The sequence below is a fragment of the Shewanella sp. S1-58-MNA-CIBAN-0166 genome, assembly GCF_040310085.1.
Lineage (GTDB): Bacteria > Pseudomonadota > Gammaproteobacteria > Enterobacterales > Shewanellaceae > Shewanella.
Genome location: NZ_JBEOPN010000036.1, coordinates 24,483 through 49,611, shown reverse-complemented (window position 1 = coordinate 49,611; position 25,129 = coordinate 24,483). Strand labels below are relative to the sequence as shown.

Here is a 25,129-nt window from a genome sequence, read left to right as displayed (position 1 = left end):
TCAAGAATTGCCGCTCGAAAATTTCCTTGTTGCTGCAAAGCTAATCCAGAAGAACCATCTATTGCAGACGTGACAGAGTACCCCTCTTTCTCAAGATACTCTTTGATCATTGCTGCGAGACGTTCATCGTCGTCGATTAGCAAAATGTTGTCAGTCGTTTTGGTCATAGGCATGCCCATATTATGCCACATTTTTTAAAATTCTCTAGCTTTACATTACTTTACGTCGCAGAAAAATCAGAGCACTGCAGTCGTGTTGTTATGACGATAGACAAGTGGGGCAACTGCCAATACCGCGATGTGCGGCCACACAAACACTATTAAGTGAGAAAGTGCGAAGTGCTGTTGGGGATTCATTCCCAATAGGTATTAAGATTAATTCCACCGATCAATTAGAAGGTGGTTTAACGCAGGAAGATCCATTAGCCGCTATCCGAATATTTGATCAAACTTCATTAGACTTGATAGAAATAAGCGGTGGATCTTATTTCCCCGGAGCAAAATATAGCTCTGATTCATCTACAAAAGACCCTTATTTTGCAGAATTTGCAGCCACAGCAAAACGCGTAACAAATGTGCCTATAGCCGTTACTGGAGGGTTTAAAACCTATACTCAGGCATTAAAAGTAATAGAATGTGGCGCTGTTGATTTTGTTGGATTAGCGCGTGCGTTAGTTATAGCCCCTGAACTTGCGAAAGACTGGTTAATTGGGACGGCAACTGACCCTAGTTTTCCTCGATTAAAGGCGTCACCTCAAGGTGGAATAACGGCTTGGTTTACCATGCTGTTAACCGCGATAGCTAATGATAGCGAGGAAAGTTTTGAGCTTGAATTATTACCTGCACTGCATCTTTATGAAGAGCTTGATGACGCTCGTTGTGATAAATGGATGCAAAAATTTGAGATTAAATAATAGTTAATTAATTTACATTATTGATATTGATACATTTTCATCACGTAATATAAATGACGCTTTTAATGGTTTGATAAGTCGCCGAGATAGGTGTTTCTCAGACGCTCAAACTACTTACCCTAACGGTTACCGACAATGTTACCGACAATGTTATCGGTATTGAGCCCGGCAATTTGTTCGATAATTCGTTAGGGAGTTAGATAATTAGTTAGATTATTTGTTATAAAAATTCGTTAAAGAATAAATTCTAAAGCCTGATTATGCAGAACATTGTTCCAGTTGAGCCTTTTTCTTATTCATTTGCAGATAACTTAACAGCCACATCATTAAGCCGCCGGCAAATAACACTGCCGCTACATAACCTGTCTCGTTAGGCATTGCGCCTTGTGCGATAAACATGCCGCCCACCCAAGGACCGATAGCATTGGCGGTGTTAAATGAACATTGTACTAATGCCCCTATCATCGCGTGACCATTTGGCGATACGTCCATCAGTAAGGTTTGAATCAGTGTCGCTAAACCCACACTGCAGCCAATAAAGAAAATTACCGCATACAATAGCCAAATATTATGGCTGGCACTGACGTAAGCAAGCGAAAATATAATCGTACACACTAAGGCAATACCAGTGGTTTTTAAGGCTGCGCGATCGGCTGCTTTGCCTAATACGTAATTGCCTAAGGTACAACCAATGCCAAACATTACCATCGCGATTGAAATGGTGTATGCCGGCGTTTCCGTCACCACTAAAATGGTATCGGCGATGTAAGTGTAAATACAAAATACACCACCAAAACCAATAATCACAATGCCAAGAATTGACCAGACCAACTTATTCTTTAATACGCTAAACTCATTGATTAAATTTGATGGTTGGTTGTTTTCAATTTTAGGGATCACCACATATACGCACACTAATGCAATTAAGGCGAGGACAGATGCACCCGCTAAACAATAGCGCCAGCTTAAGTTTTGGCCGACTAAAGTGACAATGGGAACCCCTACAATGGTGGCTATGGTTAGGCCCATAAACACTTTAGACATGTAACTTGCACGTTTATTTTGAGGAGCAATATCGGCAGCCAATAAAATAGCGGCACCAAAATAAGCGCCATGGGGTAGGCCACTTAAAAAGCGAAATACAATAAGCTGTTCAAGTGAGGTTGCCATGGCACTTAAGCCATTAGAGATAAACATTAATGTCAGAAATATTGCCAAGGCATGGCGTTTTTTCATGTTGGCTGTGGTCAGCATTAAAATAGGGGCGCCGACAACAACGCCTATCGCGTAAGCACTAATCGCATAACCACTTTGTGACGGTGTTGAGGAAAATGTTTCACTAATTAATGGCAGCATTGGCATCATTGAAAACTCTGATAATCCCAATATAAATGTGCCTAAGGCTAACACTAACAAAATGGCGGTAGTATTCAGTTGGCTTGGTAATGCTGCAGCCGGTGTCATAAAAAATCCTAGTGGTGATAATAAAATACGGTGAATTTAACAATTGATGTCGGGCTAAACCACTGAGCTAAGCCCGTTTGTGCATGACAAAAACTAACGTGCTAATTACGGCATATTAGTCTTGCCAGCGCTGCTTAATGTATAAAATACTGGGTAAAGATTGCTGAAATAATGTCACTAATTGCGGGTCAAAATGTATGCCGCTTTGGTCATGTAAAAATGCCATGGCTTTGTCGACAGTCCATGCTTCTTTGTAAGGGCGTTTACTGGTGAGAGCATCAAATACGTCGGCAATTGCCACAATACGTCCTTCAATAGGAATATTTTCACCTTTAAGTCCATGAGGGTAGCCGCTGCCATCCCACTTTTCGTGGTGAGTCATGGCGACGACTTTGGCTAAGGCGATCAAATCTGAATCTGATTCACCTAGAATTTCGGCGCCGATTTCAGGGTGCTTTTTCATGATGGCAAATTCTTCATCGGTGAGCTTACCCGGTTTAAGCATAATGCTGTCGGGAATACCAATTTTACCAATATCGTGCATTGGTGCTGCATGGAGTAAATTGTCGGCGGCCGATTTTGATAAACCATAGGCGAGGGCAATGATTTTAGAAAAATGGCTCATGCGCATCACATGCATACCGGTTTCGTTGTCTTTGTATTCTGATGCTCGGCCTAAGCGTTGAATGACTTGTAAACGAGTACGGCGCAAATCGTCTGCCTGCACTAAAGACAAATGAGTACGAACACGTGCTTTAACCACCGCTGGGGACACGGGTTTAGTGATGTAGTCTACCGCGCCAACATCAAAGCCTTTGGCTTCATCTACTTCGTCACTTAACGCCGTAACAAAAATGACCGGTACTGCTTTGGTGCGTTGCTCTGTTTTTAGTTGCTGACAGACTTCAAAACCAGTCATACCTGGCATCATCACGTCGAGTAAAATCAAATCAGGCAGGTCGCGTTCAATTAAACGCAGAGCTTCTTCGCCACTTTTAGCAAATATCAGCCTGTACTGATCCTCAAGCATTTTCTTTAATACTCTGAGGTTAGCGGGCTCGTCGTCGACAACTAAAATTGTCGGCATACGGTCTTGGTTGTTATATATCATTCAATTCAGTCTTTTTACTGTGCAGTAACATCGGACTCAAGAGTATTGAGTTGTGTTATTGCTTGTTCAAATTCAAAGTCGTCTAGAGCATGTTGTATGTTGATACATTGCTGTCGGTATGCCGACGGAGTGGCTGCAATTAGTGTATCGACATCGTGTTCATTGTATTGATTTTCTTTTGCAGCTAAGCGAATAAGGTTAATGATTTGGATGAACTCACCGACGCTCATAGGATCTTTTTCTGCGGCTTTATCTGGGTGTTGACTGATATCTTGAGTGCTAAGATAGGCTGCGATGCGCGCAAAAGCCTGTTCAATCTTTGGCAGCAAGGTCAGTAATTCTGTGCTGGATTTTGTCATGGCTGAGCGTTCAGCATCGCTAAATAACCGTGTCAGTTGCATTAGAGCTAAATTGCCAGACAGCCCTTTGAGTCCATGCAGTTGTTGACTAATAGCTGGCCAGTCGGCAGTTTGTATTAATTGTTTAAGCTGTTGGTTACTATCGTGTTGTTTAGTCATAAATAGGCTGATTTCTTTCACGAGAGTCATTTGATCTCCCCACATCGAAGCGCCTTTTTTCTCATTAACCACTTGCCTGTTGTCGATATCAACAGCGGGGTTATCGACGGCCACATTGCTTTGTTCAAGTTTCAATACTTGGGCAATTTCATGATTAAGCAGCATCATATCGATAGGTTTGTTGGCAAAACCATCCATGCCGGCATCCAAGGCTGCTTTTTTGTCTTCAGGCAATACGCTGGCCGTTAATGCAATAATTGGCATATGCGGTAACTGTTCATTTTGCTCTTGTTCACGACGAGTACGCGAGGCGGTTAATCCGTCCATGATAGGCATTTGCACGTCCATCAATACAATATCAATTTTGTCGCTGCGCATCCGCAATAGGGCTTGTTTACCGTCGCGGGCAGTAATGATGCTATGACCTTGGCGCTTCATCATAATGGTGAGCAAATCAATATTTTGCTGAATGTCATCAACAATCAAAATGGCCAATGGTTTAATGTGACTGTTTGTTAACGGGGTCAACGTGCTGTTGATGTGTTTGGGCGCGGTTAATGGCAAGGCAAAACCAAAACAACTGCCTTGGCCAAATGTGCTTTTGGCGGTAATTTTGCCACCCATTAATTCAACCAATTGTTTGCTGATGGTCGTACCAAGACCGGTGCCACCAAAACGACGATTCATGCTGGCATCTGCTTGAGCGAAGGCATCAAACACTAAGGTTAATTGTTCTGGTGTCATGCCAATACCGGTATCGTTAATGGCAAATTCAATGCAACCGCTTGGTTTAACGCTCACATCGATACTGACACCCCCTTCGGCGGTAAATTTAATCGCATTGCCAATTAAATTAGTCAATACCTGACGAATTCGATCTGGAGCACCATGATAGGACATTGCCACATCTGCTGATACATTCACATTTAAGAACAGACCTTTAGAGCTAGCTTGTAACCATAAAGTCGATACCACCGAATCAATTTCTTCAATAACAGAGAAATCGCGTAATTCGAGATCGAACTTGCCTTTATCTAACTTAGCACTATCGAGAACATCGTTTAATAGGTGCAATAAAGACTTAGCAGACTGATTAATGGTACGTAAATGCTTTTGCTGTTCAGCGGGTAGCGAATCGTCGAGTAAAATGTCGCTAAAGCCAATAATGGCGTTCATTGGGGTGCGAATTTCGTGGCTCATGTTCGCTAGGAATGCCGAACGAGCTGATGCTGCTTGTTCCGCTTTGTCTTTGGCAATTAATAAAGATTGTTCCATTTCTTTGCGATCGGTGATGTCCATAATAAAGCCGTCGAGCCATTTATCTTGTACATCTATCCCGTCAACATGAGCACCATAACCGAGCAACCAGCGAATATCGCCGTTGGCATTATAGATACGGTATTCCAGCTTAAACACTTGCTCTGTGACGACTTGATTACCGATTTGCTCAAGGTCATCTGGGTGTACGTGTTGGTAAAAATGACGTTTTGGTGTTGCGCCTATATAGTCGCTTGCTGGATAACCGGTGATCTTTTCAACCGCGTCGCTAATAAATACCATCGGCCAGTTTTCAGTATTTAAACAGCGATAGGCGATACCGGGAATATTGGCGATAAGTGAGCGAAACTGGGCTTCGCTTTTAATTAGTGCACGTTGCATTTCAATACGGTGACGTAAGTCGCTTATGTACATCACAAACAGGCTTTTACCTTCAATACATGCATGACCAATAGATACCCTAACCGGAATGACCGTACCGTTAACATGTAGCGCTTCTACATCGCGGCCAGTACTTTTTTGCTGCGCTATGTTGTGGTTAAAAAAACTGTCTAAACGGGCGTTAAATTCTTCGATAAATGGGCCTGGTATAAAGTCACGAATATTTTGGTGACACACATCTTCAAGTCGCCAGCCCAGGAGTAGTTCTACCGCTTGGTTGCCGCTTTCAATACGCCCTTTAGCGTTAAAGGTAATGATACCGTCAACGGCGGTACTAATGGTCGCGCGGTAGCGTGCTTCAGATAATTTGGCTTGGTGTAACGAGGTTTGGTATTTAATCAGCATGTTGACGCCTAACACCAATAAAATAATCACCACCGTAATCGTGGCAACGGCAATGCCTAAATACAGTGACATTTTTGTGGTTTGTTCAGAAAATTCAAATCCTGGTGGGCGGACAAAACGAGCCGCAGCCATACCGATGTAATGCATGCCGGAAATAGCGCAACCCATCACCATCGCCGCAATCGCATTTTTATGTAATTCACTTAAGGTAAAGCGACCTAGATGGTTCAAGCTAAAACGTATCCACAGTGCGACAATGGCCAAAATAATGGCAATAACTATTGATAAGCCAAAATAGAATAAGTCGTAACGTAGTAGGGGAGCCATTTCCATAGCCGCCATGCCGACGTAATGCATGGTGCCAATACCTGCACCGGTCAATATACCGCCCACCACAAACTGGCTTAGTTTTGGTTTGGCTGTTGATATGACATTTAAGGCTACCCAAGATGCGGCAATACTCGGAATAAACGATAACGCGGTTAAGCCGATGTCATAGCTCACCGGAGTGCATAAACTGAACGCTAACATGCCAATAAAATGCATCGACCACACACCGCCACCAAGTGCAATACTGCCGCAGCTGGTGAGTAAGTATCGTTTATATTTATTGAGCGTTAATACCGCTTGCGACGCGACTTGTAATGCCATAAACGAGGCGAAAACCGCGATAGCGATAGAGATGAAAACGACTATAGGTTGAAAGTCACCAACGACTAAAAGGCTTTCATCTGTAACGGAAAAGAGTGTGCGAATTGTCTCAAGCATAATAATTAGATGAATGTCACTTTTAGATAAGTATAAGGAAGCTATCGGCTTGGAATTAAAAAACATCAGTATTTGTTCGATTTTTAACTAAAGCTTGCGCTAGATCAACGTTTAAATGATTTAGTGCGGGTTGTGGTTAATAGTTTTGTGTTTTTCAATTCCATTCTGTAGTTAACTTACGTGATGTTGTTGTAATAATGTTAATAGTCGGTGGTATTTAGGTGTTTAGGTGTTTGGGTGTTTAGGTGTTTAGGTGTTTAGGTATTTAAGTATTTAGGTATTTAGGTATTTAGGTGTTGGGTATTTAGGTATTTAGGTATTTAGGTATTTAGTTTGGGCTATGATTAATTTTTCGATTTCGTCTATCGTTTTAATTATCGCTCCGGTTATCACTCCAGTTAGTCGTTCACTTTTTTTTATTGTTTTTAGGGGGCGTTAAAAAGTCGTTTTAACAAGGTTGTTTAGACATCATCATCAAACCGTTACTGACAAAAATGAATGCGTTACTGTCAATATTAGCCTTTGCTGTAAACATTACTCACCATGCCTCTTTAGTCTAATGTAGTGCTTTTTTACTTGTGAGTCAGGCCGTTAATTGGTTAGCTTGAGCATGACGAAGCACATGCAAGGAGGCTTTAATGGTCAATCAACATCAAGCACAACTACCGCTTACTCAAAGTGAATATCATGGTGTCACTTCAACGACGCTTACCGATAAAACCATTGGTCAATATTTTGATGATATTGCCAGTGCTTACCCAGACAATCTTGCGGTAGTCGTTCATCATCAACAAATCCGCTGGAATTACCGTGAGTTTCAAGCAAAGGTTGATGCGCTTGCCACCGGCTTATTAACGCTAGGTATTCAGCCCGGGGATAGAGTCGGAATTTGGTCTCCTAACAACATTGAGTGGTGTTTAACCCAATTTGCTACGGCTAAAATTGGTGCCATTATGGTGTGTATTAATCCGGCTTATCGGCCTGAAGAGCTGGAATACTCTTTAAGTAATGTGGGCTGTCGAGCAGTGATTTGTGCCGATAAATTTAAGTCCAGTGATTACTTACAGATGTTAAATGAGTTGCTGCCAGAGTTAAGCACCAGCACTGCAGGTAAGCTCACTACACTCGCACTGCCTGAACTCGAGTATGTTATTCGAATGGGCACCGACCGTACTCCCGGTATGCTCAATTTTAATGATTTGCTGCTGGAGGTTAACGACGAAGCTCAACATGTGTTGGCCACCATTGCTGACTCTCTCGATACTCATGATTCGATTAATATTCAATTTACCTCAGGTACCACGGGCAGCCCCAAAGGCGCGACGTTGTCGCACCATAATATTTTAAATAACGCTTATTTAGTCGCTGATGCCATGGGCTTCACTCAAGCCGACAAGTTATGCATTCCAGTCCCTTTGTATCATTGTTTTGGCATGGTATTAGGCAGTTTATCCAGTATTATTCATGCATCGGCTGCGGTATATCCTGGGGAGTCTTTTGACCCACTCACCACGTTACAAGTAATAGAAAATGAACGCTGCACAGCGTTACATGGCGTACCGACTATGTTTATTGCCGAGTTAGAACATCCACAATTTAACCAGTTTGATCTTAGCTCATTGCGCACAGGCATTATGGCGGGCGCCACATGCCCCGAAGAAGTGATGCGCCGAGTACAAGAGTTAATGTACATGAAAGAAGTACTAATCGGTTACGGACAAACCGAGTGCAGCCCGTTAAATCACATCACTGAAATTGACTCCCCAATCGAAAAACAAGTGCTCACCGTCGGCCGAGCATTGCCGCATACCGAAGTGAAAATCATCAATGAGTTTGGCGACGTGGTTGCTATTGGTCAACCCGGTGAAGTGTGCAGTCGAGGTTACTGCATCATGCAAGGGTATTGGAATGATGCAGTCAAAACGGCTGCAACCATCGACAGCGCAGGCTGGTTACATTCGGGCGATATCGGCCAAATGGATGAATTAGGCTATGTGCAAATTGTTGGCCGTATAAAAGACATGATTATCCGCGGCGGTGAGAATATATATCCGCGTGAAATTGAAGAAAAACTTTATAGCCATAAGGACGTGCAGGATGCTGCCGTGTTTGGCGTGCAGAGTGACAAATACGGCGAGGAGGTATGCGCGTGGATTAAGGTCCGTGCCAATGCCGACATCACCGAAGACGATATTCGTCACTTTTTAACCGAAAAGTTTGCCTATTTTAAAGTACCGCGCTACATCAAGTTTGTTGACCAATACCCAATGACAGTGACGGGGAAAATTCAAAAATTTAAGATGCGTGAGTTGATGTATCAAGAGTTACATGAAGCCATAAATTGATATTTTGCGTGTAGTCATTAAAGCCCAGTGTTGAGTTATCGCACTGGGCTTTAATATTGATGGGCAATCTATTTGCAAGTGAAGTTGATATTACACGCACAGACAAGTAACGCATTAAATAGCTGTGTCATAAGCATTGGCAGAATTGAAACAGCCTTACTTTCGATAAATACTTTAGTTTTAGTTTTAGTTTTAGCTTTAAGTTTAAGTTTAAGTTTGAGTTTAGATTTGAGTTCAAGTTCAAGTTAGACACAGTTGTAAACAAATGATGTTTTCTCGATAGCATATGGTGAGTGATATCATTGCCGGCTTATATTTTTATCGGCTGAGTTCGTCAGCTTTTCCGCTTTTTCAGCTGGATACAATCGACCCATTGTTGGAGTTATTTTGAATAATACTAAAGGTAGTCTTTTTATGGTTGCCGCGATGGCAGCATTTTCTATTGAAGACATGCTGATTAAATCGGCAGCCGAAACCACTTCTATTGGTCTGATTTTAGCGTTATTTGGATTGGGCGGAATGTTGATTTTTATGCTGCTGACTTGGCGTAAAGGGCAAACAATTTTACACCCAGCGATATTGTCTACGCCAATACTCATCCGTGCGGTGTGCGAAGTTATTGGTCGTTTCTGTTTTGCATTGGCTATCACGCTAACGCCTTTATCAAGTGCATCGGCCATTTTGCAGGCCACCCCGTTAATCGCAATGATAGGTGCCGCTTTATTGTTTGGTGAACAGGTTGGTTTTAAACGCTGGATTGCCGTATTGATTGGTTTTTGTGGCGTGTTGATGATTATTCGCCCTGGTCTTGATGGCTTTGAAGCAACGTCTTTATTTGCGGTTGTCGCGACCTTAGGTTTTGCGGGTCGTGATTTAGCAACTCGCGCAGCTTCACCAGTGTTGTCTAATATGCAACTTGGGGTGTATGGTTTTTTTGTGCTAATTCCAGCAGGCATTGCCATACAATTATACCAAAACGAGCCATTACAACTTGGTTCCACTGCAGCAGCGCAAATTATCGGTGCAATTGTGTTTGGGGTGATGGCGTATAATGCCCTCACAATCGCTATGCGCGCGGGCGATGTATCGGTTATTTCTCCTTTTCGTTATACCCGTTTATTATTTGCCTTAGGTTTGGGGATATTTATATTTGGAGAATCGCCAGATTTAGCAACCCTACTTGGAAGTCTGCTGGTGGTATTAAGTGGTGGATATACCCTAATTCAAACCCGTAAAACAGTCTCAGCAAGTTTGATAAAAAATAGCGCATGAGCAGAGTGAATTGATTCACTCTGCTGTAAGGCATAGCAAAGTTAAACACTATAAGATTAGAGATGACCAGGTTAGAGATTATTAGATTAGAGATGACTAGGTTAGATATTAACGATAGACATTAATGATAGATAAGATGTTTCGCATAAGCTTGATGACGGATAAAAAGCGACTAACGTTAAATTAACGGTGCAAGGTTCATTTTTGTAAATCGGAGGTTTTTGATCTAAAGCTCATACTCTGTAGCGTGAAATTTCATACTTTGTTGCGAGACAACGGTAGCAAATAAAAGTGGCTACTCACTAAATACTTTCATTTATTAAACGATAAAAATCAATAACAAAGACCTAAGCTTATTTTCCGTTATACTGCCTTACCCGCTACAACCCCATATTTAAGAGGTATCAAAAATACCATGGATATCAAAGGAACCTGCATTTCATCTACAGCAGATGAGCACGGCCCCATTTATGTTTATCAAACAAGAAACAGCCGCATTCTCAGTTTTGATGGAAAAATCTATCAAAGTTGCATGAAAATCAATGATATTAATGGATTACATCTAGGTTACACCCAAGCCATGATGGCCGGTTTATTTTTTATTCCCGCAGTAACAACAGCCACAATCATGGGGCTGGGTGCAGGTTCAATGACTAAAATATTGCTCAGTAGCTTCGCCGATTTGAAGGTACACGCGGTTGAATACCGTGAAGCAGTCGCGAAGGCTGCGAAAGAGTTTTTTTACTTACCTGAAACTGATCGTCTTACTATTCATATTGACGATGCGGTGAATTACATTAAAAACACCGACATAAAAAGCGATATTATCTTTTCAGATCTATACAACTCACAAGGTATGGAGCCGAAACAAGTACAATCATCCTACTTACACGATTGTAAAAATGCGCTTAATCAACAAGGGGTTTTGGTGCTCAATATCTGGCATACGTCAGCAGAGTTACGCCAAGAGTTAGATGAATTACTCGCGCTCGAATTTGAAAATCGATTACTCAGTTTTGACGTCGAAAGCGGCAACACCATTGTGCTCGCATTCAAAAGCGACATTCCTGCGATAAAAAGACACGATCTACTGGCGAAAGGCAAAGCGTTACAAGAGCAAATGAGTATTCCGATGGAACGTTACGCCAACTTACTTTGCGATGCACAAGGTTGATAGGCTATCGATTGTTATCTTAGATGATTGTTATCTTTGATGACTTTTATCTTAGGTGATTGTTATATTAGATGACGTTTAACTTAGATGATTGTTATCTGAGATGATTGTTATCTGAGATGATTTTTATTTTAGACGGTTGTTAGTTCATATTCTAAGACGAATATTTTAATGTTGTCGCCGCGAGTTTTGATGACTGGCTTATCAAGCCAGCCTTATACATTGGACCCAAAAACAATTTCTTGTTTTGAGTCTAACCACATTGGGTTTTGTACCATCACCTTGCTGAACATTCGACTCTGTAAATAATCATTTAGCCATTGTCGCAATTTGGGGTAGGGGGATTGTAAATACCATTGTCGCTCAACTCTGGCAAACTGACGAATAAACGGCATTAATGCTAAATCTGTCAAACTTGGTTGGTCAGACATTAAATATGAGTGCTGGCAAAGCCTTAATTCGAGATCCGCAAGATAACGCTCACATTGTTGTCTGTCTTCTATAAGCGACGGTTCATGGTAACGTTTAGAGCAGCGGTATTTCTCTAAATGTCCTTTGAATTCATTATCAAATATCGCAATAACCGCCAACATTTCAGTTAACGCGTTTGGCGTTGCTTTTTTAACATAATCGTCAGGGTCTGTTTGTGAAAAAGCCCATAGCATGATGGATAAACTTTCATCGATGACCTGATTATCTGTGGTGACTAAAACTGGCACTGTACCTTTGGGCGACACCGTAAGCATTTCTGCAGGTTTGTTGCTTAACACTAGGTCGCGCAGGTTTACTTGCTGTTTGGATGCATAAATAGCCAGTCTGGCGCGCATTGCGTAAGGACAATTTCTCAACGAATAGAGTACAGGTAATACCATGATGTTGTTTATTATCTCTCAGTCAGGTAATGCAGTTAGCAAAATGATCCTGTTCATTTTATCACTAATACCTAACCCTTTAAATATTGATTAAGGGAGTCTTTTTTGAAGATTGAAATGTATTGTTTGAAGCTCATTTTTCTAGGTTAAGTGTTAAATGATTAACTTCAGAACAAGAGTATTAAACGATTAAAAATCAGTTTTTATAGAGTATTCATTACCTTGATATAGGTAACGAATGACGCTACGAGATATAAGAAACTGCGCCTTGTTATCCAACACTTATGGCGCTATTTTTCGTTTAAGGTTAGGTCTTGAACCACAAACCTCTGGCGTAAAAGACAGCTGTATTACATACTTTAACGACTGTTCAATTATGCGGTAGTTCATTCATGCAGGGTTCCTCTATTGAGAAAACACTTGAATACAAAGGTCATGTTGTTTTTAAAAAACTTACTATTCCAGCTTTTAAGCGTTTTGCTCGAGAATTTGCGTCTAACGAAGCATGTTTTGCTTTTTTTACCGAAGGTGAGTACCAGGTGCGTACTGCAACAGGAGTATTGACGGTAAACCGTGATATTGGCTTGCTTGCCAAATGCGTCAATTATTTCTATGAAACCGTAAGTGGCCAGTTAGAGCAAGGCCGTGGTGAGGTGATTGGTGTTTTTTTGTTTCCCGATATTTTTCAACGTTTATTCCATTTCGATTTCACCCAATCGGACTATCAAGTCGATTACGACTTAAAGCAAGTAGAAGTGGACCAATTGTTGACACATTTTCGGGACAGTATTTCTATATTGCTCGACACACCTGATTTGGCAACGCCCTTGATGATAGAAACCAAGTTACGTGAATTTGTGTTGTTGATGACCCAAAAGGTGTCAGCCCCATCAGAATTAGATTTTTTAGCATCGATGTTTAAGCCTAATTTTGTCAAATTCGAACAAGTTATCCAACATCACTTATTCAGTGATGTAAGCATCGAAGAATTGGCCGCGTTGTGCCATATGAGTGTGTCGAGCTTCAAACGAAAATTCAACGAGGTTTATGGACAGTCCCCTAAAAAACATATCAGCCAATTAAAAATTGATAAAGCCATTAGTTTGCTAGACGAACCAAGCTCTCGGGTTTCCGACATTGTTTTTCAAACAGGCTTTGAATCTATATCAACCTTTAATCGTGTGTTTAAAAAACATATCGGTTGCTCGCCGTCTGAGTATCGCCAACGGCAATCCCCTTAATATGTAGCAACGGCAATTCCTTAATATGTAGCAATGGAGGTCGCGTTAATTCGTTTTGGACTAAAGTGACCATCAACTGAGCTTTTTTGATAAGTACCTATACAAGTTGTTGCGTAGACTAGCCTCATTAAATGTAACTAACACTTTGCAAACGAAGCAATGAGCATGGGCAACAATTTTAAAAAACGATATGGTGACTGGGCATTGTGTAGATAAGGTTTTCGCCAAAGTGTTAACCTGTCGCCACTATGTTTGAATACTGTAGAACTTAACGATTAACAAAAGAGAGAATGTCATGATTAAAGTCAGTGTATTGTACCCAAATAGTGAAAGTGCTACTTTCGATATGGATTACTACTGTAAAACCCATTTACCACTTGTTGCAGATTTAGTCGGGGAAGCACTTATTTCAGCCAGTGCAGACCTTGGCCTTGCTAGTGTTGTACCCGGTGAGCCTCCTATTTACATCGCAATGGGTCATCTTACATTTGAATCTGTAGAAACATTTAAACAATCATTTGGCCCACATCAAGCTGTGATAGCGGCAGATATAGTTAATTTCACAAATACCCATCCCGTGATACAAATTAGTAACATTGCTCAATAATATTATGCCTGTCTAATGTACGTTACCTTAGTATTGCCATTTTAGCGTCCTAAATGCGTAAAATCATTTAGGACGCATTGGTATTAACCTTACCGTCTAATTCGCGATGCGACTGTTGACTAAAAATGCGTCCCATCGCAGCTTTATTCCCCGTCCATCTATTGGTGAAGTTACTATCGATGCTTACATCGGAGTGACAGTTCCAAAACGGTGGTTTTATTCAATCTGCAACTTGTACTCCCCTTATGATTTTTGTTATCTAAAGTGTGTATTTGACCATTAACAATGCGCACCAAACTTAAAATGATTTGGTATCACTTTGTAGGTATTTATTGTTATAAGTTATAAAAATAAATAATTATTTAGTATGATCTATTCGTTAAAATCACCCTGTTTTCGCTTCAATATAACCTTTTGGTAGTATCTAAAACGTGGTTTTTGTCTCCATAATATCATCCTCTGATTCATTTCGATGTTACTCGTCAATACAGCCTATTTTGTCCGATCTGGCTATTTTTATTTAGGTGTCATTCTAAAGAATTACGAAGCTAACCTATTGAGTAGTAACGATGAAAATATGACTTTTTATTGATCTGACCCCGTATTATTTTAATAGATTGATGTTGAAGGATTTCCCCCGCCAAAAACGTGTTTAGCGTTACTTTTATGATTTTTTGCCTCTTGAATTTAACCATGATTTTTCTATGGTTAATAGCAGGCGCATAAGTAAATATCTCGAGTGCTGTAAAAGTGAGACATAGCATTATGTAGCCGTAAAAATAACCTACTACTTATTACTTACTTGTCATTCATTTCATCATCGAATGACGACCTGTTTGTTAATTTGCAGTGCGTGTAGGTGTTGACACTGAGCTGACGTGTTTTGGTTAAAAATAAATCCAGGAGGTCGTTATGTCTAACTAGTTTAACCCCAACAATAATTACAGGAGGTTGTTATGTTATTTGTTAAATACTTTAATAAAAGGCCGATTGCCCTTGCTATCTCTTTAGCATTGCTGGCCTCAATAGGAAGTGCGGTGGCTTATGAATCGCCAGTGCATGTGTTTTCTGTTAATGACGTACTGGGAGGGTTGAATGGAGTGACCTTCGCAGACGACCAAACGATCATTTGTGGCCTTGGCCCAGTGAGTTGTCCTGATGATAATCCAGCGCTTCTCGACAAGTCGGGGGTGATGTTATATCCAGTGGATAGCGAGTTTGGCTTTTATGTGGTTGATTTTCTAGGCGCGCAGCCCAAAGCGCGTAATGGCGATTACCTCGAAGGATTCGTTGGTAATATTGACGAAGGCGGAGGGGTGATTGGTATTCAAGTTGCCAATGCCGCCACCGAAAAATACAAGGTAAAACCACCATTAGGAACATGGTGTCAAGGGCTCGGTGGCACCTCGGTAAAATGTGAAACAGAGCATTATACTGTTATGGAACATGCGCTTAGTTGTTATGAGACCATCCCATACTTTTTTGCCAGCCCGGACGGTACCCAAGCCATTATATCAACCCCAGACGGCACTCTGTCGTATGACTGCGCTGGCGCGCCACTAGATGATAATGTTCAAGTGTTAGTGGGTGGACAACAAGCCTATCGCCTAACCAATGCGATACCCTGTGAAACAGATGGTCAGCCTGAAGGGTGCCAAATGTTTCCTAACGACAAGACCAACATGCTCGATAACATCGCCTTAAGCAGTGATTATTCCGTGCAGCTTAAAGATGATGGTAAGCCACTTTATGGTTGGGGCGGAATACATAAACGGCCGAACGATATCCGCATGTATGCCCAGTTGGCGCTTCCTGAAGAATGGAAAACATCCACAGAAAACTTTGTCGTTACTCGTGCAGAGCTTGTTGTTAATCACTGGATCACCAATAACCCTAATGACCAACTTCGTCCAGAAGACTTGGAAAATGAAGCTGCAACAGGGCGTAAACCTTCCTATAGAATTGAAGGTGATGGTGACGCAGCCGTATGGAAAAGTACTGTTCCGTGTTATGAAGGCGACAGCGATATAATCGATACTGAAAGTGGCGCTTTCGATCCATCCTTTATCGGTGTCGGTACAATATTAAAGAATACCCCTAAAGCACTGGACCCTTTGGCTACACCAGGTGAAAGCGCTGCAGAGCAACCTTATGCATTCTCATCAGATCTCGCTGGTGGCTATTCTAATGCTTACTATACCACCATCAATCGTGACCCCTTTGAATGGTCTTATGATGCCAATCCTGATCCAAAAATTCAGGATTTCATCGGTAGTGCACTGCCAAATGCGTCACTCGGTGAGCTTGTTTCAGGCCCTCGCTGGAGACTTAAACCTAATAAGTTTGGTCAAGACTTGCCTGGACTTGAGATCCCGTTGATTGAATGTAGCGCGCCGCCTTTTGCCAAAGAAAATATTAAGTATGAGGTCGGTACGCCAACGACCACAGTGATCAATTTACTGGATTGGGAAGAGGGAGAGATATCTCCTCTGGCAACCAGTAGAGGTTGGGTTGATGTGACGGCAAATGAGTATGTCACTATTGTCACTGAGGACGGCGAACCGGCGGTTACCAGCAATGGTTTACCGATGACGTCAGATTTTGACCTTGCGGTTTACATTAAGGGCGATAGTAAATCAACAGCCTTATATAACGCACAGCTCATTATCGAATATGAAGGCGAAGTTCCTGTGGTGAATACTGATGTCGATGTTGCACTGACTGCTTTTGCAGCATCAGCTACAGTGTCCTTTAATCAAACGGTGGCAATGGTTGTCGATGTGAGCAATCTTAAACCTAGTAGTGTCAGTGGTGAGGTAACCATTACTGGAGTCACTAACCAAGGCGTGGTTATTGAACTGCCGCCGATGGCTTTCAGCGACTTGGCTGAAGGAGATACGATTTCATTAAATGCAAGTTGGACAGCCAACATCATCAGAACGTCCGCTGTTAGCTGGACGGCGACGGTGACAGCAGAAGGCGATCTTAATAGTGATAACGATACTGCCACCGCAACAACAAAAATCCGTAGATGATAATTAAGGATTAGCAGGTGAATCAAAGGGGGAGAACTTTTGTTTCTCTCCTTTTAACTTAACCTAATTGATATTGTTATTAACGGTCTTTACGGACTTAGAAGATAGGAATAGCAAATGTGCATCATACGAATAATCTTTGTCTCGGCCATTATTTTATCTTCGGCGATTACCTCGTTATTCGCTGAAGAAAACAGCGATCCAATCCAACCGGCAACTACCATTCCACCGGCTACTGCAACCACGCCGGTGCTAGTCACACCAGCTGTCACGCCAGCCATCATAACTCCGGCAGTAACGTCGGCAGCGCCAGTCACGCCAGTTATAGCAAACCCAGCAGTAACCCCGCCAGTGCCTAAACAAAGTGCGAAAAAACCGGCAATGGGTCACGATTACCAAAAAAATATGCCCAAGCTTGGCAAAGGTGATCCCAATTATCGTGGTGGGAAGGAGGTTGTATCTGATGCTCAACCCATAATCAACAATCCAGAGAGTCAATCAAAAGAGCCATCAATAATAGATAACCACATAGATAACCCTGTCGATATCCAGCACAAAAGTGGTGCAGATGTAGGCTTTCCTGGTTACCGCGGCGAGGGAGACTCGGCTTACCCACAACATCAGCAATATCAAAATCCGCCACGCTTTCCGGCTGAATCAATAGAGACTATTCCAGCAGATACATCTCCAGTACAGACTAAACCAACCGAACAAAATAGCGATGCACAGAGTAATGCACCATCGGTTGATGCATCAGTAAAAAGCGTCAAAACACGCGCGATGATTAACCAGCAGCGCAAAGGAGTACTTCATGCAGCCGCATTTGGCGACGAGCCAGCGGTAAAAGCATTACTCAAGCAAGGAGCAAGCCCAAATGCCAGAGCAAAAGACAGAATAGGGCGAACAGCATTAATGCTAGCGGCATTGAGTGGTCATGAAAACGTGGTTAATACACTGCTTAAACAAGGTGCCAGTGTGGATTTAAAAGATAGAACTGGCCATACCGCACTTAACTGGGCGGCAAATCGATCGCACCTAAATATAGTCACGTTATTACTCAACTATGGCGCTGATATAAATATCAAAGATAATGGCGGTACCTCTCCTTTGTTATATGCAGTTGCCACTAGCAATGTGGCAATGGTGAGTTTATTGCTTTCACATGGCGCTGAAACTGAGTTACAAAGTGCTGAAAGTAAGATGACGCCACTATTACTGGCCATTGAGCATAACGATATTGAATCGATTAGCCTTTTATTAGATAACGGAGCAGATGTTAATGGCACAAACAGTGATGATTTTTCGCCATTAATGGCCGCGGCAGAGCAAGCTCAGCTCAAGATAGTGCAAACACTCCTCTCCCATGCTGCTGAGGTTAATCGATATGATAATAAGCATTTTACGCCATTGTTCTACGCTGCCGACAAGCAACACATCGACATCATGCAGCTGTTATTAGCCCAAGGTGCAGATGTCAATTTACGCGATAATAAAGGCCGAACCGTTTTAATGCGCGCCAAGCAGCAAGGGCATGCGAACGTTGTAGCGTTATTATGCACAAAGGGAGCTAAATATAACGCCGATGGATGTTGAGATTAAAAAGGATATCGAGTTTAGTTTTTGATCGGATTTATAAAATTCACGTTTTGTTTTTAGATACAAAAAAGCCTGTAAGCATTTTATGCGTACAGGCTTTTTTATTTTAGATTTGGTCGGTATCCTCCTGTGTTAGGAGAGGATTCTAATTTCCGGCCCCATGGCAGAGCCATGAAAGCTAGCTCTGAAGCCTGTAATCACAGAGTTGTCATAGTCTAACCCCCTAAAAAGTGACCATAAAAGTGACCCAGATTTTGAGCTTGGAATTAATCAGCGTTGGGAGCGGGGTGATGTGAGAGTGCCATTTGATGATGTTTCGGCAATATGCGCCCGGGTGCTTAAGTTAGGGATTGATGAAATAAGGGCAATGATTGATGATGAAGAGTAATGGTCAAGAATAATGATGAAGATTAATGTGCAGCAGCGGCAGCTGCAGCAAGTGACGCTGAACATGAAGGCGTTGCGTCATGGGTTAACACGCTGGGGTAACTATTGGGCCCATCAAGAATATGGTTAAGGGTTCGCAAGCAGAAGCCAGTGCGACAAGTTAGGCGAGGTGATTGTTTACGGTAGTTCGGCAGTAGTCGAGATAACGCCTCCGTTAGAAGTAAGACAGTTCGACCAGATGATTGAGCGGTTATCACCGCAATGTATACGGGCCATTAGAGCGCACTACATCTGCAAAGGGCAGTGGGCCTTGATGGGATTCGATAGCAAGAAGTCATATTTGTATTGGTTGAGGCTGGGGGAGATTAGTTTACTTCACCATACCTGATTTTCTGCTTATTAATCTTTGCAGTAAATCATCGGTCTGGGCTATGGTTTTGAAAGCTGCAGCTATTTTTTGTATATCTTGCTTGTATAATTATTCATCAAATACAAAGTTTTTTAGGTTGTTTTTTGAACTGTGAAGGTAAGTAATTAGTTCAAAAAAACGAAGATATTGTAAATGAAGCTCAAGCGCAGATTCTATACTAAGTAAATTATTCTTTTGAAGAATGTTTTCAGACATCTGATTTGCTTTTTTGTGCATATCAATGAGAGTTTCAAATTTTTTGATTAAATCTTCTGGCAACTCAAGGGGTGATTCAGATGGCTTATACAGTCCTATGTTAGTTAAATTCTGAATTCTTGGAATAACGAAGTCGGGCAATTCTAATGATATCTTTAAATCAACAATTAGCGCGTACTCTATTAGTTTTTCGCTTGCTTTGATTTTTTTTTGTAGTTCATTCTTTTGATAGTCTAAATCAGACTGAATTAACCTTAAGATTCTTCTCTTCTCTTGGGTTAGTTTGTATTTTTCATAGATTATTGTTGATAAGGCGAAAGTTATAAGCCCACCGATTATGGTCGTGATGATTGTTGCTAAGCTCATGTACTGTCCTTGTTGAACTGTGTTGCTCGATATTACTGTTTTTACAGTATAAAAGGTAATTTAAAAATAGTTTTAATGTGAATAATAAAAAGGTTCCTTCCGGCTCGGTGCTCTGCAAGGGAGGACAAGCGCAGAGCTTCACTACATATGAGAAATTTAGAGGGTTGTGTTGTTGTTTTATGGACTATGTAAACTCTATTCGCGTTAATACCCCGTTTTAGTTTTGTTAAGTCTATGAAAGTGATGTTTAAATACTGATTTGTTAGGCATTCATTTTGGGCGTTTATTCGATCTTTTTATATACCAACTTTTTGAATACTCAAATAGACCTAGTCGATCTGAGTGGCTGAATGAGTTTAGCAACCTAGTTAAATACTCTCGGCTTTAGATTGGTAATGACTCTAGCCTATTGAATTAATGTGCTTTTGTTAAAAATTATTTACATAACGAGCCATATCATTTTCGGTTATCTACATTATCGCTTCATCCAGACTAAAGAGTGATTGATTCGCGAGATTTAAGCTGATAAGTTACTAAAATTATTAATAATTAAAGTGGTATAGATGCTGGGTTTTGGTTGACTTCTCAAGATGTTTATCGAAATTATAGCTAATACGCTGTTAAGCATCAGTAGAGTTTAGGCAATGTTTTATCAATCAAATTATAATAAAAACCTATTGATTGCCCCTATATGGAAATGGCTAATTATTGTCTTCTGGGTTTTATTGGTTGCAGTAATGTTTTTTCCGGCCACTGAGCAAGGAAGTATCATCTGGTATCTCGGGCTTTCAGCATCCATTTTTTTAGTGGCGGCCTGTATATTGTTGGTTGCTTTTGCACTTGTTGTCATTTTCATTAAACGGAAGAAACTGGGGGTTGTGAGTTCCATGCTAGCTTCGTTATTTGTGATCATATTTAATGTACCTGGAAGCATGGTTTTATATGCGTACTTAAAGAATCAGAGAGTTATTGGGTAATGCAAAGCAAGTCAATCTGACAGCTTACTCTTCACTTGTGTATGTGCGGTAAAATATTCGTGCATGCACAAGTTCCGTTACAGCTGCAGTTGCTTGCAGCGTTGAACTAAGCCGCTGCGCGGAGCCAAATGCTGACTCAATCGAGTGTATTAACCTCATTGAATCAGTTAGACTTAAAAAAGATGTGATGGAACACCAGAATGACAAGGGAATTGCAATTGAACACATACAAATCAAGCCTCATAATCAATTCAAAACTGCTCTGTAGCCCAGAGCCTGCATCAAAAAAAGCAAATTCCTATAGCATGAAGCATACCAATTAATTTTGACTAGGCATCGGCCAAGTCCAGCAAGCGGTTTGTGCCATGCAAACAGCGCAACGCACAAATACTAAAACGTTATATTTTTGTGTTATCCACAATTAGCGAATACCTTGGTAGAGTTAGATTATGTCTGACATTGAGGTGAGCATGACCCAATTGATTATTGCAAGGAGCATTTTATGGTAGGAAATCCAATTGGATTTTTTTGGGGCTTACTTTTTCTTTTTTTCTTTTTGCCTCTGCTTATAAGTCTAGCCATAAGCATTGGAATGATTTTGTCTATTAAAAGTAATTCAAATTTAACTACAAAGCTTATTTACGCTTTTACAGCATTAATAGTGCCTTTACTGCTAACCGTAGTATTAATGCTCTTTATATCTTATTATTCGTTTGTTGTTTTCATTATACTCTTTATGATTGTTCTCGGTAGCCCTCTTCTTATTAGCATGCAGCATTCAAATAAGTATAGAAATTAATCGATTCTATTGGTTAGAGTAACTGCAAAGCGTAAAACATATGAACTTGATGCAATAAAAATATTACAAGTCATTAAATTAGGACAAAAAAAGTTGGCTTTTTGTTCACTACGTTCACTTATTTTAGCCAACAATTTTTTGCCCGTTAATTGGGCGTTGAGGCAGAGTAATGAAGTTATCAGTCGCCCTTGTATTGGTTATGCTTAGTGCATCTGTTCAGGCAGTTAATGTTTGCCATCAAATTTCCGAAGGGATAGATCAAGGAGAAAACTGGGTAAAAGTAGATATTCCATTTAATTTCCCAGGAACAAGAGATACACAAAATTTTTTGTCGATAGATATTGATAATGATGGTGATTTAGAAGAAGTTGCTAGATTTTCTGGAGGAACACAACAAGTTCCATATTTAGAAATATTGAATGGAGATAAAGAGGAGTCTTTCGGTTCTGATCGTTGCGGAGGCGGTTCACCTAGTTCAATGAATATAGTTTCAATAAATAATAAAAATTATATACATGTCTCAATTATCGAAGGAATACAAAAACAATGTGGTATTTCTGGTTATTTGACAGAGTATATATCTGGCGATCTCTTTGGAAAAGAGTTGTGCACAATACCTCTTCCTAAAAAGCTAATAAATAAGGACAAATAACAGTTGGTATTTGCTCCTTCGTCGCGTATTTTTACCAACCATTTTTTTGCCTGTTAATTAGGCGTTGAGGCTGTAGAGTTACTCATTTTAAAGAAAAACAGCTTTTTTTCTGGGTTCCAAATGCATTACCTAGTGTCTTAAAAGCGCTTAGGATTGATTTCAAGAGCTCGTTTTTTAATTGAATTTGGCTGTTAGAGTTATTCTACAGTCTCGTTGAACTTAGCCGCTGCGCGGAGCCAAATGCTGACTCAATCGAGTGTATTAACCTCATTGAATCAGTTAGACTTAAAAGATGTGATGGAACACCATAATGAAAAGGAATTTCAATGAAAAACTTACCCACTACTCGATATCAATTGACTCAAACTGCTCTACAGTCCAGAGCTAGCCTCAAAAAAAGTAAATTCCTATAGTATAAAGCGTACCCATTAACCTGGACTCGGCATAGGCCAAGTCCAACAAGCGGTTTGTGCCATGCAAACGGCGCAACGCACAAATATTAAAACGTTATGTTTCAGGAGAGTTTAGTGGAAAAGTATAAAGTGTTTGGTAAATATATAGCTGCGATAGCTTTGGTCTTTTTAACATGGACAGGACTGGATTATTTGGCATGGTTTGGTTTGGAAGGTATCTTTAGAGAACTTGGCATCAGGCCAATTTACCGAGAAATAACTGATGCTTTAAGGCAGGGGACTGCTTCCCCTATAGATCATGTTGTTGGGGTGTTGATTGTCTCTAGTGTTTTCGTAGCTATTTATCAATGGTTGATTTCACCTAAAAAGGTTTTCGTTTGTGTGATATATGGTTTGTTGTTTGGTATTGTGGCTAAAATAGACGAGGGCTCATTAGCTTATACTTACAGCTCTATAACAGAGCCGATGATGCTCGTTCGTATTGCAGTTGCCGCCACGCAAGGAATGATTGCAGGTCTTGTGATGTCTATGGTTATCAAAAATTAATAGCTATCTTTTATAAGTAATTAAACATACAAATAAGGATAGGCCGCGCGAAGCCGCGTCCTTATCCTAAGCGTTGAACTAAGCCGCAACGCAGAGCTAAATGCAGACTCAATCGAGTATATTATCCTCATTGAATCAGCTAGACATAAAAGAGATGTGATGGAACACCACAATGACAAGGGAATTTCAATGAAACACGTACAAGTCAAGCCACATAATCAATTCGAAATTGTTTTCAGCCCAGAGCTAGCATCAAAAAAAGCAAATTCCTTTAGCATAAAGCTTACCCATTAACCTGGACTCGGCATCGGCCACGTCCAACAAGCGGTTTGTGCCATGCAAACAGCGCAACGCATAAATACTAAAGCGTTATACACAAGGAGTTTGTAAATGCCTTTTTCTGCCAAAATGACTTTAATGTTGCTTTACTTGAGTTCAGGAGTCAGCATTACTCTTGCTGCATGGATGATTTTCGTCGTAGATGCTAGGCCATCAACTGCAGTTTCACAGTTAATTGCTGGAGTAGCCTTTTTTTGGGTTGCTTCTGCTTTGAAAAAGCGAGATGAAAAATCTTTGATTATTGGTTTAATAGGGACTGGTGGATTACCTCTTTTTTGGCTTTGGAAGGCTTATGACCAGTATTTTTACGATCTTTCTCTGTTTGAGGCATTTAGAATTTATCCGATATTGGGAATATATATCATCCCCTTATTTGCAATGATTTTTTTGCTATTACCAGCCTCAAAAAACTACTTTAGACCTAAAGCTGAAAGTTGCGTATAACAAGCCTTTAAATTCAGACTCACCAAGGCTGTCATGCCATTTACTGAGCAAATCGCCCGCCAGCACTTGGTTCACTTATTAGAGGGGCGTTAGGCAATCAATAAGGAAAGCATTATGAAGTTAATCTCCACTATTATTTTAATAGCAGCTGTAATGAGCCCGCATACATTAGCAAGCACAGTCTCTGCAACGCAGCAGTTAGGTGTCTGTTTAACAGATTCAATGAATGGAAAAGAAAGGAAGAATTTAGCTAAATGGATCTACTTTGGTATGTCCCAGCATAGCACTATAAAACCTTATTCAAATGTCTCAGATGCTAACTTAGATCAAATGAATAAATATGTTGGAGAGCTTATTACTAGATTAATAACTAAAGATTGCAAAGAAATATCCAAGAAGGCTATTGAAGAAAATTCAACAGCATTTGAGTCTGCATTCAGTATTGTAGGGAAAGTGGCAATGCAAGAGTTAATGACAGAATCATCTGTCTCTCAAAGTTTGGGTGCATTTGAGAAGTACTTAGATACCGAAAAAATCGAAGCTGCTCTTAAATAGCGGCCTAACAAAAAGTGGGTGTTCGCACCTGCGGTGCTGGGACGGT

19 protein-coding genes and 1 pseudogene are annotated in these 25,129 nt (G+C 40.8%); 14 read left to right on the top strand and 6 right to left on the bottom strand.

The annotated features are described in order from the left end of the window. The first annotated feature begins 274 nt into the window (after positions 1-274). Positions 275-913 carry a beta/alpha barrel domain-containing protein gene (locus tag AAEY99_RS18230; protein WP_350979669.1) on the top strand — a complete coding sequence of 213 codons (639 nt, stop codon included), beginning with the start codon at positions 275-277 and terminating at the stop codon, positions 911-913. Positions 914-1,171: 258 nt separating this feature from the next. On the opposite strand, the gene AAEY99_RS18225 is transcribed toward AAEY99_RS18230, so the two are convergent. The 3 genes from AAEY99_RS18225 to AAEY99_RS18215 form a co-directional block, all read right to left on the bottom strand. Continuing rightward, complete coding sequence (locus AAEY99_RS18225) at positions 1,172-2,377, bottom strand: MFS transporter (RefSeq protein WP_123882708.1); 1,206 nt, start codon at positions 2,375-2,377, stop codon at positions 1,172-1,174. A gap of 115 nt (positions 2,378-2,492) precedes the next feature. Then, a complete protein-coding gene (locus tag AAEY99_RS18220; RefSeq protein ID WP_174839634.1) occupies positions 2,493-3,488 on the bottom strand; it encodes a response regulator in 996 nt (331 codons plus the stop codon). Positions 3,489-3,502: 14 nt separating this feature from the next. Next, positions 3,503-6,838 carry an MHYT domain-containing protein gene (locus AAEY99_RS18215; RefSeq protein ID WP_351011486.1) on the bottom strand — a complete coding sequence of 1,112 codons (3,336 nt, stop codon included), beginning with the start codon at positions 6,836-6,838 and terminating at the stop codon, positions 3,503-3,505. Between the two features lie 638 nt (positions 6,839-7,476). Here AAEY99_RS18215 and AAEY99_RS18210 point away from each other — a divergent pair. From AAEY99_RS18210 to AAEY99_RS18200, 3 genes are all read left to right on the top strand, one after another. Continuing rightward, on the top strand, positions 7,477-9,183 hold the full coding sequence (locus tag AAEY99_RS18210) for an AMP-binding protein (protein WP_351011485.1): 1,707 nt from the start codon (positions 7,477-7,479) through the stop codon (positions 9,181-9,183). Between the two features lie 387 nt (positions 9,184-9,570). After that, a complete protein-coding gene (locus AAEY99_RS18205) occupies positions 9,571-10,455 on the top strand; it encodes a DMT family transporter (RefSeq protein WP_242445193.1) in 885 nt (294 codons plus the stop codon). Between the two features lie 415 nt (positions 10,456-10,870). Then, the gene (locus AAEY99_RS18200; RefSeq protein ID WP_351011484.1) at positions 10,871-11,629 is read left to right on the top strand and encodes a spermine/spermidine synthase domain-containing protein; all 759 of its coding nucleotides are present in this window, start codon (positions 10,871-10,873) and stop codon (positions 11,627-11,629) included. 215 nt (positions 11,630-11,844) lie between these two features. On the opposite strand, the gene AAEY99_RS18195 is transcribed toward AAEY99_RS18200, so the two are convergent. Continuing rightward, positions 11,845-12,501, bottom strand: coding sequence for a glutathione S-transferase (locus AAEY99_RS18195; protein WP_351011482.1), 657 nt, complete (start codon positions 12,499-12,501; stop codon positions 11,845-11,847). A 392-nt stretch (positions 12,502-12,893) separates the two neighbouring features. On the opposite strand from AAEY99_RS18195, the gene AAEY99_RS18190 reads away from it, so the two are divergent. The 5 genes and pseudogenes from AAEY99_RS18190 to AAEY99_RS18170 all read left to right on the top strand — a co-directional run bounded on the left by AAEY99_RS18190 (position 12,894) and on the right by AAEY99_RS18170 (position 19,755). After that, positions 12,894-13,742, top strand: a complete 849-nt coding sequence (locus AAEY99_RS18190; protein WP_351011480.1) for a helix-turn-helix domain-containing protein — start codon at positions 12,894-12,896, stop codon at positions 13,740-13,742. Between the two features lie 295 nt (positions 13,743-14,037). Then, positions 14,038-14,349, top strand: a complete 312-nt coding sequence (locus AAEY99_RS18185) for an EthD family reductase (protein WP_351011479.1) — start codon at positions 14,038-14,040, stop codon at positions 14,347-14,349. A 956-nt stretch (positions 14,350-15,305) separates the two neighbouring features. Continuing rightward, positions 15,306-17,384, top strand: a complete 2,079-nt coding sequence (locus AAEY99_RS18180) for a hypothetical protein (RefSeq protein WP_351011477.1) — start codon at positions 15,306-15,308, stop codon at positions 17,382-17,384. Positions 17,385-17,501: 117 nt separating this feature from the next. Beyond that, entirely contained in the window at positions 17,502-18,977 is a 1,476-nt protein-coding gene (locus AAEY99_RS18175) for an ankyrin repeat domain-containing protein (protein ID WP_351011475.1), read from the top strand. Positions 18,978-19,380: 403 nt separating this feature from the next. Then, positions 19,381-19,755 (top strand): annotated as a pseudogene (locus AAEY99_RS18170) (hypothetical protein). Between the two features lie 90 nt (positions 19,756-19,845). Here AAEY99_RS18170 and AAEY99_RS18165 read toward each other — a convergent pair. Together AAEY99_RS18165 and AAEY99_RS18160 are read right to left on the bottom strand one after the other, a co-directional pair. Next, positions 19,846-20,358, bottom strand: coding sequence for a hypothetical protein (locus tag AAEY99_RS18165; RefSeq protein WP_351011473.1), 513 nt, complete (start codon positions 20,356-20,358; stop codon positions 19,846-19,848). Positions 20,359-21,019: 661 nt separating this feature from the next. Continuing rightward, positions 21,020-21,247 carry a hypothetical protein gene (locus tag AAEY99_RS18160; protein ID WP_350996104.1) on the bottom strand — a complete coding sequence of 76 codons (228 nt, stop codon included), beginning with the start codon at positions 21,245-21,247 and terminating at the stop codon, positions 21,020-21,022. Positions 21,248-21,837: 590 nt separating this feature from the next. Between AAEY99_RS18160 and AAEY99_RS18155 the strand changes: the two genes are divergently transcribed. From AAEY99_RS18155 to AAEY99_RS18135, 5 genes are all read left to right on the top strand, one after another. Further along, a complete protein-coding gene (locus AAEY99_RS18155) occupies positions 21,838-22,134 on the top strand; it encodes a hypothetical protein (RefSeq protein ID WP_351011472.1) in 297 nt (98 codons plus the stop codon). 169 nt (positions 22,135-22,303) lie between these two features. Next, complete coding sequence (locus AAEY99_RS18150; protein WP_182773042.1) at positions 22,304-22,786, top strand: hypothetical protein; 483 nt, start codon at positions 22,304-22,306, stop codon at positions 22,784-22,786. A 527-nt stretch (positions 22,787-23,313) separates the two neighbouring features. Continuing rightward, on the top strand, positions 23,314-23,745 hold the full coding sequence (locus AAEY99_RS18145; RefSeq protein WP_182773041.1) for a hypothetical protein: 432 nt from the start codon (positions 23,314-23,316) through the stop codon (positions 23,743-23,745). Positions 23,746-24,135: 390 nt separating this feature from the next. Continuing rightward, complete coding sequence (locus AAEY99_RS18140; RefSeq protein ID WP_351011470.1) at positions 24,136-24,528, top strand: hypothetical protein; 393 nt, start codon at positions 24,136-24,138, stop codon at positions 24,526-24,528. 114 nt (positions 24,529-24,642) lie between these two features. Then, entirely contained in the window at positions 24,643-25,083 is a 441-nt protein-coding gene (locus AAEY99_RS18135) for a hypothetical protein (RefSeq protein ID WP_192115959.1), read from the top strand. The last annotated feature ends 46 nt before the right edge of the window (positions 25,084-25,129 follow it).

What these genes read in the sequence shown, in the direction of transcription:
- AAEY99_RS18160 (WP_350996104.1), bottom strand. Translation starts at nt 21,247, where the DNA reads ATGGAACTCACAACCCCCAGTTTCTTCCGTTTAATGAAAATGACAACA.
- AAEY99_RS18220 (WP_174839634.1), bottom strand. Translation starts at nt 3,488, where the DNA reads ATGATATATAACAACCAAGACCGTATGCCGACAATTTTAGTTGTCGAC.
- AAEY99_RS18135 (WP_192115959.1), top strand. Translation starts at nt 24,643, where the DNA reads ATGAAGTTAATCTCCACTATTATTTTAATAGCAGCTGTAATGAGCCCG.
- AAEY99_RS18215 (WP_351011486.1), bottom strand. Translation starts at nt 6,838, where the DNA reads ATGCTTGAGACAATTCGCACACTCTTTTCCGTTACAGATGAAAGCCTT.
- AAEY99_RS18190 (WP_351011480.1), top strand. Translation starts at nt 12,894, where the DNA reads ATGCAGGGTTCCTCTATTGAGAAAACACTTGAATACAAAGGTCATGTT.
- AAEY99_RS18180 (WP_351011477.1), top strand. Translation starts at nt 15,306, where the DNA reads ATGTTATTTGTTAAATACTTTAATAAAAGGCCGATTGCCCTTGCTATC.
- AAEY99_RS18175 (WP_351011475.1), top strand. Translation starts at nt 17,502, where the DNA reads ATGTGCATCATACGAATAATCTTTGTCTCGGCCATTATTTTATCTTCG.
- AAEY99_RS18140 (WP_351011470.1), top strand. Translation starts at nt 24,136, where the DNA reads ATGCCTTTTTCTGCCAAAATGACTTTAATGTTGCTTTACTTGAGTTCA.
- AAEY99_RS18185 (WP_351011479.1), top strand. Translation starts at nt 14,038, where the DNA reads ATGATTAAAGTCAGTGTATTGTACCCAAATAGTGAAAGTGCTACTTTC.
- AAEY99_RS18195 (WP_351011482.1), bottom strand. Translation starts at nt 12,501, where the DNA reads ATGGTATTACCTGTACTCTATTCGTTGAGAAATTGTCCTTACGCAATG.
- AAEY99_RS18155 (WP_351011472.1), top strand. Translation starts at nt 21,838, where the DNA reads ATGGTAGGAAATCCAATTGGATTTTTTTGGGGCTTACTTTTTCTTTTT.
- AAEY99_RS18225 (WP_123882708.1), bottom strand. Translation starts at nt 2,377, where the DNA reads ATGACACCGGCTGCAGCATTACCAAGCCAACTGAATACTACCGCCATT.
- AAEY99_RS18200 (WP_351011484.1), top strand. Translation starts at nt 10,871, where the DNA reads ATGGATATCAAAGGAACCTGCATTTCATCTACAGCAGATGAGCACGGC.
- AAEY99_RS18150 (WP_182773042.1), top strand. Translation starts at nt 22,304, where the DNA reads ATGAAGTTATCAGTCGCCCTTGTATTGGTTATGCTTAGTGCATCTGTT.
- AAEY99_RS18165 (WP_351011473.1), bottom strand. Translation starts at nt 20,358, where the DNA reads ATGAGCTTAGCAACAATCATCACGACCATAATCGGTGGGCTTATAACT.
- AAEY99_RS18210 (WP_351011485.1), top strand. Translation starts at nt 7,477, where the DNA reads ATGGTCAATCAACATCAAGCACAACTACCGCTTACTCAAAGTGAATAT.